13 protein-coding genes are annotated in these 12,204 nt (G+C 36.1%); 5 read left to right on the top strand and 8 right to left on the bottom strand.

All coding sequences use genetic code 11. The annotated features are described in order from the left end of the window. Positions 1 to 12 precede the first annotated feature (12 nt). The 3 genes from QN089_RS12205 to QN089_RS12195 all read left to right on the top strand — a co-directional run bounded on the left by QN089_RS12205 (position 13) and on the right by QN089_RS12195 (position 2,948). The gene (locus tag QN089_RS12205) at positions 13 to 1,062 is read left to right on the top strand and encodes an ABC transporter ATP-binding protein (protein ID WP_068451055.1); all 1,050 of its coding nucleotides are present in this window, start codon (positions 13 to 15) and stop codon (positions 1,060 to 1,062) included. Further along, complete coding sequence (locus tag QN089_RS12200) at positions 1,063 to 1,989, top strand: ABC transporter ATP-binding protein (protein WP_285215407.1); 927 nt, start codon at positions 1,063 to 1,065, stop codon at positions 1,987 to 1,989. A 167-nt stretch (positions 1,990 to 2,156) separates the two neighbouring features. Continuing rightward, a complete protein-coding gene (locus QN089_RS12195; RefSeq protein ID WP_285215406.1) occupies positions 2,157 to 2,948 on the top strand; it encodes an HAD family hydrolase in 792 nt (263 codons plus the stop codon). 239 nt (positions 2,949 to 3,187) lie between these two features. Here QN089_RS12195 and serA read toward each other — a convergent pair whose 3' ends face one another. Both serA and QN089_RS12185 read right to left on the bottom strand, forming a co-directional pair. Next, a complete protein-coding gene (gene serA, locus QN089_RS12190) occupies positions 3,188 to 4,774 on the bottom strand; it encodes a phosphoglycerate dehydrogenase (RefSeq protein WP_068451064.1) in 1,587 nt (528 codons plus the stop codon). A 2-nt stretch (positions 4,775 to 4,776) separates the two neighbouring features. Then, positions 4,777 to 5,955 (bottom strand): pyridoxal-phosphate-dependent aminotransferase family protein, encoded by a 1,179-nt coding sequence (locus QN089_RS12185; protein WP_285215405.1) that lies wholly within the window; start codon positions 5,953 to 5,955, stop codon positions 4,777 to 4,779. A gap of 699 nt (positions 5,956 to 6,654) precedes the next feature. On the opposite strand from QN089_RS12185, the gene QN089_RS12180 reads away from it, so the two are divergent. Continuing rightward, positions 6,655 to 7,431: an enoyl-CoA hydratase gene (locus QN089_RS12180; RefSeq protein ID WP_068451071.1), complete on the top strand. Its 777-nt coding sequence runs from the start codon at positions 6,655 to 6,657 to the stop codon at positions 7,429 to 7,431. Between the two features lie 47 nt (positions 7,432 to 7,478). Here QN089_RS12180 and QN089_RS12175 read toward each other — a convergent pair whose 3' ends face one another. Then, positions 7,479 to 7,661: a YhzD family protein gene (locus QN089_RS12175; RefSeq protein ID WP_068451074.1), complete on the bottom strand. Its 183-nt coding sequence runs from the start codon at positions 7,659 to 7,661 to the stop codon at positions 7,479 to 7,481. Between the two features lie 236 nt (positions 7,662 to 7,897). Between QN089_RS12175 and yhaM the strand changes: the two genes are divergently transcribed. Beyond that, positions 7,898 to 8,836 (top strand): 3'-5' exoribonuclease YhaM, encoded by a 939-nt coding sequence (yhaM, locus tag QN089_RS12170; RefSeq protein ID WP_068451077.1) that lies wholly within the window; start codon positions 7,898 to 7,900, stop codon positions 8,834 to 8,836. A gap of 51 nt (positions 8,837 to 8,887) precedes the next feature. Here yhaM and QN089_RS12165 read toward each other — a convergent pair whose 3' ends face one another. The 5 genes from QN089_RS12165 to QN089_RS12145 form a co-directional block, all read right to left on the bottom strand. Continuing rightward, positions 8,888 to 9,784, bottom strand: a complete 897-nt coding sequence (locus QN089_RS12165; protein WP_068451080.1) for a peptidylprolyl isomerase — start codon at positions 9,782 to 9,784, stop codon at positions 8,888 to 8,890. 262 nt (positions 9,785 to 10,046) lie between these two features. Then, complete coding sequence (locus QN089_RS12160; RefSeq protein ID WP_068451084.1) at positions 10,047 to 10,229, bottom strand: hypothetical protein; 183 nt, start codon at positions 10,227 to 10,229, stop codon at positions 10,047 to 10,049. A gap of 48 nt (positions 10,230 to 10,277) precedes the next feature. Then, the gene (locus QN089_RS12155) at positions 10,278 to 10,841 is read right to left on the bottom strand and encodes a DUF3267 domain-containing protein (RefSeq protein WP_068451087.1); all 564 of its coding nucleotides are present in this window, start codon (positions 10,839 to 10,841) and stop codon (positions 10,278 to 10,280) included. Between the two features lie 226 nt (positions 10,842 to 11,067). Beyond that, the gene (locus tag QN089_RS12150) at positions 11,068 to 11,589 is read right to left on the bottom strand and encodes an HTH-type transcriptional regulator Hpr (RefSeq protein ID WP_068451090.1); all 522 of its coding nucleotides are present in this window, start codon (positions 11,587 to 11,589) and stop codon (positions 11,068 to 11,070) included. A 101-nt stretch (positions 11,590 to 11,690) separates the two neighbouring features. Further along, the gene (locus tag QN089_RS12145; RefSeq protein ID WP_068451092.1) at positions 11,691 to 12,086 is read right to left on the bottom strand and encodes a YtxH domain-containing protein; all 396 of its coding nucleotides are present in this window, start codon (positions 12,084 to 12,086) and stop codon (positions 11,691 to 11,693) included. Between the last annotated feature and the right edge of the window lie 118 nt (positions 12,087 to 12,204).

Genomic DNA, 12,204 nt, shown 5'->3' with positions numbered 1-12,204 from the left:
GGAGTGTTTTATATGGATGAAATCATTTTAGAAGTCAAAAATTTGAAGATTAACTTTAAGACGAATGCAGGTACAGTACAAGCTGTACGTGGTGTGAACTTTACAATTGCAAAAGGTAAAACGTTAGCAATTGTAGGCGAGTCAGGTTCTGGGAAGTCTGTAACGAGTAATGCTTTAATGAAGCTCATTCCGCAACCTCCAGGTATTTATGCAGAAGGAGAAATCCTCTTTGATGGTCGTGACTTAGTCAAGTTAACTGAAAAAGAGATGACGAAAATACGCGGCAATGAAATGGCGATGATTTTCCAGGACCCTATGACTGCTTTAAATCCAACGATGAAAGTTGGAAAACAAATCATGGAAGTGATTTTAAAACATAAAAAGAACTTCTCAAAAGAGGGTGCTAAAAAGCGCGCGATTGAATTACTTGATGAAGTAGGAATTCCATATCCTGAAAAGCGTTTTTCTCAATATCCTCATGAATTTTCAGGCGGTATGCGTCAACGTGTTGTAATTGCGATTGCACTTGCAGCAGATCCAAAACTTTTGATTGCAGATGAGCCAACAACAGCGCTTGATGTAACGATTCAAGCACAAATTATTGAATTGATGAAAGAAATTCAGCGTAATAGTAATACGTCCATTATCTTCATTACACATGATTTAGGTGTTGTGGCGAATGTGGCAGATTATGTGGCAGTGATGTATGCAGGGCAAATTGTTGAGTATGGTACAGCGAATGAAATCTTCTATAACCCACGTCATCCATATACATGGGGATTACTCGGTTCAATGCCTGATTTAGATAATAAATCAGATGAGTTATTACGTACGATTCCAGGTTCACCACCAGATTTGATTAATCCACCAAAAGGTGATGCCTTTGCAGCACGTAATGAGTTTGCGATGGCAATTGATTACGAAAAAGATTCGCCGATGTTTGAAGTAACGCCAACTCATTTTGCGAAAACATGGCTTCTTCATCCTGATGCACCGAATGTTCCGATTCCAGAAGAAGTACAAAAACGAATTGATGGATACTTGCAGAAGGGAGAACAGTAGATGGCGAATAAAATTCTAGAGGTACGCAATTTAAAACAATATTTCGGCACAGTTAAAGCAGTCGATGATATTAGTTTTGAAGTGTATGAAGGAGAGACGCTAGGATTAGTTGGTGAATCGGGTTCTGGAAAATCGACAACAGGGCGCTCGATTATTCGTCTATATGATATTACAGGTGGCGAAGTACGATTTCGCGATGAGAATGTACATGGGCGAAAAAATCGACAATCACAGATGGCGTTTAATAAAGAGATGCAAATGATTTTCCAAGATCCGTATGCATCACTCAATCCACGTATGACAGCCGGCGAGATTATCGCAGAAGGTTTTGATATTCATGGTATGCATAAAGATAAAAAGAAGCGTAAAGAAGTTATTGGTCAATTACTCGAAGCAGTAGGTTTGAATCGTGAGCATGCAGGGCGTTATGCACATGAATTCTCAGGTGGTCAGCGCCAGCGTATTGGGATCGCACGCGCACTCAGTTTAGATCCGAGCTTTATTATCGCAGATGAACCCATCTCAGCACTTGATGTATCGATTCAAGCACAAGTCGTGAACCTCTTAAAAAAATTACAAAAAGAACGCAATTTAACCTTTTTATTTATTGCACATGATTTATCAATGGTGAAATATATTAGCGATCGAATCGCTGTCATGCATCATGGAAAGATTGTTGAACTTGGCGATGCCGATGCCATTTACAATCATCCAATCCATCCCTATACAAAATCTTTACTGTCAGCAATCCCATTACCAGATCCAATATCCGAAGCAAAAAGAATAAGAATTCCTTATATACAAGAAGGGATAAGTGCTGCTCAAACGACGCATGAAGTTTACCCAGGTCACTACGTATTTGGAACGGACGAACAAATCCAAGTGTGGAAAACTGAAACAGAAAAAGGACATATTATTGATTATTAATGCCTAAACGAACGAAAACGTTATTCATTAGTTTGAATGTTACGTTTTTCGTTCGTTTTTTTAATTTTATTCATAAAAATCTATTGTAATTTTCTGAATTCATGTCGTTTGTATTGTAAAATATAGTACAATAAAGAGAGAAAAATGAATGATATAGGGGCGTTAATATGACGATTACAACAGTTATTTTTGATTTAGATGATACGCTATTATGGGATCAAAAAAGTATTGCAGAAGCTTTTCGTTTAACATGTGAAGAAGCAGCAAAACATGTGGATGGAGAAGTGGATGTTCAGGAGTTAGAAGCGGCTGTTCGTGCGGCAGCGAGAAAATTATACGCAAGTTATGAAGTCTACGATTACACACAAATGATTGGTATCAATCCCTTCGAAGGAATGTGGGGAACATTCGACGATCCAACACCTTCATTCCAAAAGATGAAAACAATTGTACCCCAATATCGTAAAGATGCTTGGACACAAGGATTAAAAGCATATGGTATTGAAGATGAGCAGCTTGGTGAGATGTTAGGTGAATATTTTATTGAAGCGCGTAAAAGAAGTCCTTTTGTATATGAGGAAACGTTTGAAGTATTAGAGCAATTAAAAGGCAAATACCAATTAGTATTATTAACAAATGGTGCGCCAAGTCTACAAAATACAAAATTAGAAATCACACCTGAGTTAGTTCCATATTTTGATCATATTATTATTTCAGGTGATTTTGGTAAAGGAAAGCCAGATGCTTCTATTTTTGAATATGTATTAGAAAAAGCCGATATTTCAGCAAAAGAAGGAATTATGGTTGGCGATAATTTAATGACTGATATTTTAGGTTCATCACGTATCGATATGAAGAATGTATGGATTAATCGCGAACATAAAGCACCTTCTGATACGGTTATTCCTACATATGAAATTCAGAACTTGCGTGAATTAAAAGCAATTATTGAAGCTTAATGGAAACTTTCTTTTTTGTGTCACGTTCTATAATGACATGAGGAGGAATTGGAAGAAATATGAATCGAAGTCGTAAAAAGAAACGTATTGTCTTTGTATCTTTATTACTTACAATTGCAGTATGTCTATATAAAATGAAACAATCATAAAAGGGTTGCGCCTATGCGTAATCCTTTTTATTCGTACAAAAAGAGGAGGCGCGTTATTGCGTCTCCTCTCATTACCTTTGTGAAAATGATTTATAGTGTAATTGCTTTTACTTCGAAAATATTTTTTTGTTGTTTTAAGAAGTCAACATATTCAACTACGTGGTCAACTGAAAGTACCATGATGGCATCCCCACCTTCAATTGCACGTCCAACTTGCATCGTTGCGATATTAATATTTTGATCTGCAAGTAGTGTACCAACTAAACCGATTGCACCTGGTTTATCTGTATGTTTAATGAATAAGATATGTCCTTCTGGATTAATATCTACATTATAGTCATCAATTTGTACAATACGTGCGCCAAGTCCAGCAAGTAGCGTACCCTTTACTTTATGTGTTGTATTGTTTGTTACTAACTCAACTGTAATTGAGTTTAAGAATGCTTTTGCACGTGTTGATTTATGCTCGTTAATTTTAATATCATTACGATCCGCTAGGTAACGTGCGTTTACGTTATTTACGTGATTACCTAAGTTACGCGTTAAAATTCCTTTTACTGTATTATTCGTTAATGGACGAACATCGAAGTTTGCTAAATCACCAGAGTAATAGATATTGACTTCGTTAATTGGTTCGTCTGTTAAATGAGAAACTAATTTACCAATTTTATCGCCTAGTTCGAAGAATGGTTCTACTTTTGCGACCATATCTTTAGGAACAGATGGCATGTTCACAGGATTTAAAACTGTACCATGTTTGAAGTAACTTAAAATATCGTTACTTACATCTACTGCAACTGACTCTTGTGCTTCAATTGTAGAAGCACCTAAGTGAGGTGTTGCAATGACTTGTGGCAAGTCTAATAATTTGTTTCCTACGAAAGGTTCTTCTTCCATTACGTCAAGTGCTGCGCCAGCTACTTTACCAGACTCGATTGCTGCATAAAGAGCTTCTTCATCAATGATTCCACCGCGTGCACAGTTGATGATACGTACGCCATCTTTCATAATATTAAAAATATTTTCGTTAATCATATGACGTGTAGAATCAAGTAATGGTGTGTGGACTGTGATGAAGTCAGCCACTTTTGCGACATCTTCTACAGAACCGTAATCAACACCCGCTTTTTCTGCCTTTTCAGCTGTTAAGAATGGGTCATAAGCGATGACGTTCATACGGTTACCTTTTGCGCGATGAGCCACTTCTTGACCAATACGACCAAAACCGACAACACCAAGTGTTTTATTCTTTAATTCAACACCAACGAATTTTTTACGATCCCAGCGACCTTCCATTAAAGATTGGTAAGCATGTGGAATATGACGAGCTAGTGCCATAATCATTGCTGTTGTATGTTCAGCAGCAGAGTTTGTATTACCGTCTGGAGCGTTGACAACGATAATCCCCTTTTCTGTTGCAGCTTCTAAGTCGATATTATCAACACCAACACCAGCACGACCAATTAATTTTAAATTGTCAGCAGCTTCAATAATTTCGCGCGTTACTTTCGTTTGAGAACGAACAAGTAGTACGTCGAAGTCTTTGATGATTGCTTTTAGTTCTTCAGGTGCTAAACCTGTATTACTAACGATATTTAAATCTAATTCTTGTTCTTGGCGAAGAGGGTAAATCCCATCTTCGCTTAGTGGATCGCTAATTAAAATATTAATTGCCATGATTATTTCGCTCCTTCTAATTCACGTTGTTGTGTTTGTTCAAGATATACTTGCTGTGCAGCAGCCACACCAGCACCTAATTGAATTTTCTTACCTACTTTTACTAATGCAATTTCCATTGCAGCTAAATATTGAAGTACGTCAGTTGGTGCGCAGTAACCCATGTGACCAACGCGGAAAATTTTACCCTTTAAGTCAGCTTGTCCACCAGCAACTGTTAGATTGAAGCTTCCTTTGATTTCTTTACGGAATGCTTCTGCATCGAAGTCAGTTGGTTTTAAAGATGTTACAGTTGGAGAACCATCTTCATCTTTCGTGAATAGTGGAACATCTAGTGCTTTGAAAGCAGCACGTGTCATATCGCGCATTAAGCGGTGACGTGCATAGACATTTTCAAGACCTTCTGTTTCTAAATTTTCAAGAACTTGCTCTAAGCCGAATAGTAGAGATAGAGCAGGTGTAAATGGTGTCGTATCTTTTGCTAAGTTATCGCGGTATTTTGTTAAGTCTAAGTAGAAACCGCGTTTTGGATTTGATTCGATCACTTTCCAAGCGCGTTCGCTTGCAGCTACAAAGCCAAGACCAGCTGGTAACATTAATGCTTTTTGAGCACCTGTTACAACAATATCTAATCCCCATTCATCCATCTTCGTTTCAACACCCGCCATACAAGATACACCATCAATGATGACAAGTGCTTCAGATACTTCATGTACCGCTTGTGCTAAACGACCAACAGGATTTAAGACACCTGTAGATGTTTCACAGTAAGTAGAGAATACGGCTTTAATTTCTGGGTTTGCTTGAACATGTGCTTTTACAGCCTCTGGGTCAAGTGCTGTACCCCATTCAACGTGGAACTCCTCTACATCGATTTGGTATGCTTCACAAATTTTTGTGAAACGGTTTCCGAATACCCCAGTTGCAACGACAAGTACCTTGTCACCTGGATGTACAACATTGACGATTGCAGCTTCTAAACAAGAAGTGCCACTACCTGTTAACATCATGACATCTTGCTCTGTTCCGAATACTTTTTTCAGTTTTGACTTAATATTTTGAATCATCTGACTAGTCTCGCTACCACGGTGCCCGATCATCGGTTTTGTCATCGCTCTTTCTACACTCGGTGGGATTGGTGTTGGTCCTGGAATACGTAATAATTGATAATCTGTTAACATAATGAAATTTCCCCTTTCGTTTTTGAAAAAATAAAAAGCCTTCCATCCCTGCAAAAAAATTGCAAGGGACGAAAGGCTAAATGTATACATTTAGTAACGCGGTACCACCCTAATTTACTGTCCATACAAAGAGGACAGTCTTATCTATATGCGTAACGTGCATGTGCCGGGTAAACCTACTTTTGGATGTTCAGAATACCTATTCAGAAGTGGAACTTATGCATGAAATCGCTGATTTGCACCGACCATCAGCTCGCTGTGGGATTTTCAAAAATCATAAGCATGTCTTCGTCATCATATTTGTGCGTGATTTGAATTTAAATCTATATTAAAGCTAATGTTAAGGAATGTCAACGGTAATTTTGAAAATTATTAAAAATAACCTTTTTTAAGACCTTTAAAAAGAATTAAAACGAACATTTTTAATTATTAATCATTTAAATGTTCGTTCTTTTAGAGAGGACAATGAAAGCTTTGAAATTGTATCAGAGAGTAAAAGTAAAACGCTTACAATATTGAAGGTGTAAGGTTTAGGGGTTTCCGTAAACATTAAAAGTTCTTATCCATTAGTGTAGTAAAGTGTTAAAATACGTTTTTTTCATTCGTATAAATGTTCGTAACAAAAAGAAATAAAGGACTTTTCAGATTTTTCACGAATATTAATAATGAATGACCATTCATAATATAAGGGGTGTCCATATGACAGAAAAAACAATTCTTTTTGAACAGGTAGGGCGTGTTGCAACGATTACATTGAATCGACCAACATCGATGAATGCAATTAATTTAGAAATGATGAAAGAATTAGGTGATTGTTTTGAGGAGCTTCATCATCAACATGAAATTCAGGTCGTTATTTTAAAGGGACAGGGAAAGGCCTTTTCATCAGGTGGAGATATTAAAGGAATGATTCAAGGTGATTTAGATTTGGAAGACGCTATGACGCTTGTAGCGCGTTATACGCGTTTATTATATACATTACCGAAGATTGTCATTGCTCAAGTCCACGGGGCAGCAGCAGGGCTTGGGTTGAGTACGGCGCTCGCAGCAGATTATGTCATCGCTGAGGAAACAGCTAAAATTGCGATGAACTTCATTGGTATTGGGTTAATTCCAGATGGTGGTGGGCATTTCTTCATGCAGGAGCGTTTGGGAAATGTGAAAGCAAAGCAAGCTATTTGGGCAGGAGAAGTTATGAGCGGTACAAAAGCACAGAAAATTGGTCTTGTAGATGAAATTGTAGCAGAGGGTGCTGTGGATGAATTTGTACAATCTATGGTGCAACGTTTTTCACATGCGCCACTAAAAGCGATGATTGAGACGAAAAAGATTCTAAACGAACGTCGCTTACCAGAGCTCGAATCGATTTTGTTGAAAGAGACAGAAGGTCAGAAGAAAATGCGAGATACAAAAGATCATATGGAAGGTATTCGCGCATTTGTAGAGAAGCGTAAACCAAACTTTAAAGGGGAATAGAAAAGAATAGGAATACCACACATATTCGTGGTTTCCTATTCTTTATTTTACGAATGGAAAAGAATGAGTTTTCCTTTTGAATTGACTAAGCGATGTGTAGCTTCACTTAATTCAAGTGAGGCGATTTTTTCAGCACCTGCTGTTTTAGCTTCATGATCGTTTTCGAATTCCCAATCTTCATCTAAAATGACTTCCCCAGTTGGTTGAAAAGCAGTAAAGCGAAATTTCATTATAAAGCACCCCTTTATAAAATAATGAATACTTATTCATTATAATATGAAATACGAAAAACTTTCTAGGGATAACTACGCTTTTCAGGGAATAGATAAAAAAAGTATGCACTATGCTGAAATCGAATGGATTTAAAATACTTTCTTTTTTACCAAAGTGGTACAATAAATGTTATGTAAGTATCATATTGAAGCGTTTTTTTAAATACTTCAGAGGAAAGGAGATTGATTAAGAGATGGAAGGAATTGCAACATTACGTGTTGGCGAAGCCGTCAACCAATATTTATTAATCAAACAAGCAACGAAGGGTGTTACAACAATGGGAAAACCATTTATGACCCTTATTTTGCAAGATAAGAGTGGCAGTATTGAATCGAAATTATGGGATGCAGGTGATGAACAAGTTCAAATGTATCCAGCAGGTGGCATTGTGCATATTAGTGGAGAAATTCAAGATTACAGAGGAAAGTTACAGTTACGTATTAAACAAATACGACCTGTAAAAGAAGGCGAACCAATTCAGGTGTCGGACCTTGTTCAATCTTCTGATACACCAAAAGAACAATTGTATGAGGAGTTACAATCTTATTTATTCGATATTCACAATCCAGCGATTAACCGTATTACAAGACAATTAGTGAAAAAGCATGAGATTGCGTTTATGACATATCCAGCTGCGACAAAGAATCATCACGACTATGCATCGGGGTTAATTGATCACGTAACGTCAATGTTACGTCTAGGAAAGGCAATTGCAGATTTATACCCAACAATTAATCGAGATTTATTATATGCAGGGATTATTTTACATGATATCGGTAAAGTAGTAGAGCTATCAGGACCTGTTTCAACTGTTTATACAGTGAAGGGGAATTTACTGGGACATATTACAATTATGGTGTCTGAAATTGAAGTGATTGCAGAGGAACTTGGGATTGAAGGTGAGGAAGTCATGCTACTTCAACATATGGTGTTATCGCATCATGGTAAAGAAGAGTGGGGTAGCCCTAAAAAGCCAATGATTCAAGAAGCGGAGATTTTACACTACATTGATAATATTGATGCGAAGATGAATATGTTAAAACGCGCATTATCAAAAACAGAAGCAGGGGAATTTACAGAGCGTCTGTTTGCTCTTGATAATCGTGCTTTCTACAAACCAACAATTGAATAAACAAAAAAAGCATGAGGAGAATCATAATTCTCCATCATGCTTTTTCTTTATTTATTTAGAAGAACCTAAGAATGAAGATAGAGCGTCTTTTAAATCTTTATCTTTGATTTTAATATCAGCATCTTTCATTAACTTAGCAATTTTTTCTTGTAGTTTTGTAGAGTTTGGATCTTCAGCTTTTGCTTTCTTAAGAGCAAGTGTTTGTTTGATTGCATCTTTTTCATCATCAAATGATTTACTTACTTCTTTCACACGTGTATCTTCTAATTTAATGATGTGGTAACCGTAGCTTGATTTTACTGGCTCAGAAATTTCACCTTTTTTCATTACATAAGCAGCATCAGTGAATTCTTGTACCATTTGATCTGGACCGAACCAACCAAGTTCGCCGCCTTTAGATGCTGTACCTTGGTCTGTTGAATTTTTCTTTGCAAGTTCAGCAAATTTCTTTGGATCTTTTTTCAATTCAGCTTCGATTTTCTTCGCTTCTTTTTCATCAGCTACTAAGATATGGCTCGCTTTTAATTCTTTCTTTGTGCGGTCATAGTATTCTTTCGCTTCTTTATCAGAGATTTTGATGCCGTCTGTTTGTGCTTTCTCTTGTAGAAGGTTCAGTTTAAGATAGCGTTTGAATGTATCTTCTGTCATACCTTGAGACGCTAAGTAAGTTTTTAAATCTTGGCCTTGTGCTTCGATTTGTTCTTTTTGTTCTTTGTAACGTGCGTCTACTTCTTTGTCAGATACTTTGTATTTGTTTTCAAGTACTTTTTCAATCATGATTAATTGAAGTGCTTGATCGCCCGCAGTTTCTTTTAGTTCTTTATAAAGTTGTTCTTGTGTTACATCGCCAACTTTAGAAGTGACTACCTTCTCGTCACCTGAATTACCACAAGCAGCCAAACCTAGTACTGAAGCCGCAAGTGTTAATGTTAATACTGTCTTTTTCATTATTAAATTCTCTCCCAACCTAATATCTCTTTAAGCCTAATAAACCATTGCTTTTGTAACTATACCATAGAACGATTAAAAAATAAAAAGGTTGCCTATACAACGATATGAAAAAAATACATATTTTACTATATTGTTTTTAAAAAGAATATTTATCTGCTTTTTACCCTAAAAATATGCAAATAAAAACAGAACCAGCGACGTTCGCTGCTCCTGTTTATAATCTAAGTATAAAATATACGTTTTAAGATAGAAGTGAGGCTTAAATTGAATAGTAGGTCTTTAAATATAAAGAAACTAATAAAATCGTGATTAAGATATTGATTGTTCTGTATACCTTTGGTTGTTTTTCTTCTGGAATTTCTTTTCTGGCGCATAGAGCATATGTCATGCGATTGATCTGGAATAAGTAAAAAACCGCAAATAAAATGACAATTATAATCAAGACCGTTCCCCCTTCCTATCATACACTTCAAGCATATCAAATGAACTGTTATGCTGACAAGTTTGTTCGCGTATTTGTATAAGGAACTAATATTTCAAAACCTTTATCTGTTTCTTCGACCAATGCTTTTTTAGGTGTCTTTAATAAATGTTTCGCATATAACAAGTCAATAAGACAAAGTCCACTATGATAAGCGAGTAGAATCGTAAAGTAGTGGCGGAAACTTGGTAATGTGATAGCACCTATAATAAAGATCGAGTTAATAATAATAAAAGGCATTATAAGTGAAATCAAATAGCGTGATTTCATAATTGGTTCATGAATTCTCATATTTAAAAGGGGAATAATCCCGAATTTTCTCTCGACTGAAAAGCGTAGTCGATTGCGATAACGTGCAATCGGCATAAAATGTAATAATTTATGCAAAGGGTATGTCAATAATAAAACGAGTAAAAACCATGAAAATCGTTGATCAGACATAGGACCGTGACGAAAGACATTAATTGAAATATAGAAAAACGAAAAAACAATAAAAACGAAAATCATCGAAAATAGAAAAATACGATCATGTCCGTATTGTTTTTGCACATTAATAGTTTTCCAACAATGCACTGTAAGCATCTCCATTCATTCATAACTGAAGGGCTTCCAAGTAGTAGTCCTTCCTGTGTTCAACGACGTTCCCAAAATAGGGAATAAAATCGTCGATACATAACATAAGTCTTTTTAATGACAAAAGCAAGCACTTTTTTTAGTATGAATTTAAGAGAACGCTTACAATGTGATGGTATCAATAAATCCTCTCCAATAAAGAAATTGAAGAGGATTTTTGATTGTGTTATAACTGTTTTTCCATGTTCTCAAATGACTTTTCAAAAATATCCATGAAGTCGTCACCATAAATGTTACGGATGACAGCCATTAACTCAAGATACTGTGGGAATTTACCATACATTTCTTTTAACGGAAGCGAACCGTCGACTACAGTATGATTTGTTTTGTCGTAGTTGTCATTTAGATCTTGCAATAGTGCCTGACCTTTTTCTGTAATCTCAACGTATGTATTTCGCTTATCATCATCACGTTTAGAGAAAGAAAGTAATCCTCGTTCTTCAAGGTTTTTGGAGAAGTTAAATGCTGTTGATACATGCATAACACCAAATTTAGCGATATCTGAAATAGACGCGCCTTCTAAATTAGATGCAATACAAAGGACGTGATGCTCATTGATGTTTAAGTCATACGGTTTAATCCAGGCTTGCCAATCTTTTTCAACAGCCTTCCAAAGTGCTTTAGATAAATGGGCAATTCGTTGTGAATAAATCATGGCTTCTTTCACCGAATATAAATCTTCAGACATGCTACCACCACTTTCGCATTTTTTTTCATTATATCATTATTTCCCAAAAATATACAACGAGAAAAGAATGAAATAAATGAATTTTTAAAATCTTCATGCTCTTAGTTTGTTGAGCCCTTTTTTTTCTTCAGTGTAATTTTTTGAAGCTCTTCCATCTCAGCGTTTAATTCATCGGCTGATTTTTTTAAATCTTCAATGTGTTTCTTCAAGTTTTCTTGCGACGGAGCTGAAGTTTCTTGGAATGTACTAACAGCTTCTTTAATACCTGAAACTGCATCAGGTAGCGTGTTTTGAACTTCATATTTAATCGAATTAACCGATTGCTTAATCGTTGCAATTCGTTGCTGTAATTCGTTCTTAATGTCTGAGGAGTTATTTTTATACTGCGTTAAAGAACCCTTTAATTCCTTACCTGATTTTGGAGTTGTGAATAATGTTACGGCAGCACCTGCTACAAGCCCAGCGCCGATGCCAAGCACAAATATTTTTACATTCATATGTGAAAAGCTCCTTCCTAATGATAATATTTCCTTTTTTTATTATATTAAAACATGATTCAAGAAAAATAAAAGCGGTTGCCCTCAAAAGTCATCGTCTTTTCATCAATTTCTAATG

It is taken from the genome of Kurthia sp. YJT4 (assembly GCF_030219945.1).
GTDB classification, from domain to species: domain Bacteria; phylum Bacillota; class Bacilli; order Bacillales_A; family Planococcaceae; genus Kurthia; species Kurthia gibsonii.
This window is presented reverse-complemented; position numbering and strand designations above follow the sequence as displayed.

Coding starts and splice junctions, on each gene's coding strand:
- QN089_RS12205 (WP_068451055.1), top strand. CDS start 13: ATGGATGAAATCATTTTAGAAGTCAAAAATTTGAAGATTAACTTTAAG.
- QN089_RS12200 (WP_285215407.1), top strand. CDS start 1,063: ATGGCGAATAAAATTCTAGAGGTACGCAATTTAAAACAATATTTCGGC.
- QN089_RS12195 (WP_285215406.1), top strand. CDS start 2,157: ATGACGATTACAACAGTTATTTTTGATTTAGATGATACGCTATTATGG.
- serA (WP_068451064.1), bottom strand. CDS start 4,774: ATGGCAATTAATATTTTAATTAGCGATCCACTAAGCGAAGATGGGATT.
- QN089_RS12185 (WP_285215405.1), bottom strand. CDS start 5,955: ATGTTAACAGATTATCAATTATTACGTATTCCAGGACCAACACCAATC.
- QN089_RS12180 (WP_068451071.1), top strand. CDS start 6,655: ATGACAGAAAAAACAATTCTTTTTGAACAGGTAGGGCGTGTTGCAACG.
- QN089_RS12175 (WP_068451074.1), bottom strand. CDS start 7,661: ATGAAATTTCGCTTTACTGCTTTTCAACCAACTGGGGAAGTCATTTTA.
- yhaM (WP_068451077.1), top strand. CDS start 7,898: ATGGAAGGAATTGCAACATTACGTGTTGGCGAAGCCGTCAACCAATAT.
- QN089_RS12165 (WP_068451080.1), bottom strand. CDS start 9,784: ATGAAAAAGACAGTATTAACATTAACACTTGCGGCTTCAGTACTAGGT.
- QN089_RS12150 (WP_068451090.1), bottom strand. CDS start 11,589: ATGTCTGAAGATTTATATTCGGTGAAAGAAGCCATGATTTATTCACAA.
- QN089_RS12145 (WP_068451092.1), bottom strand. CDS start 12,086: ATGAATGTAAAAATATTTGTGCTTGGCATCGGCGCTGGGCTTGTAGCA.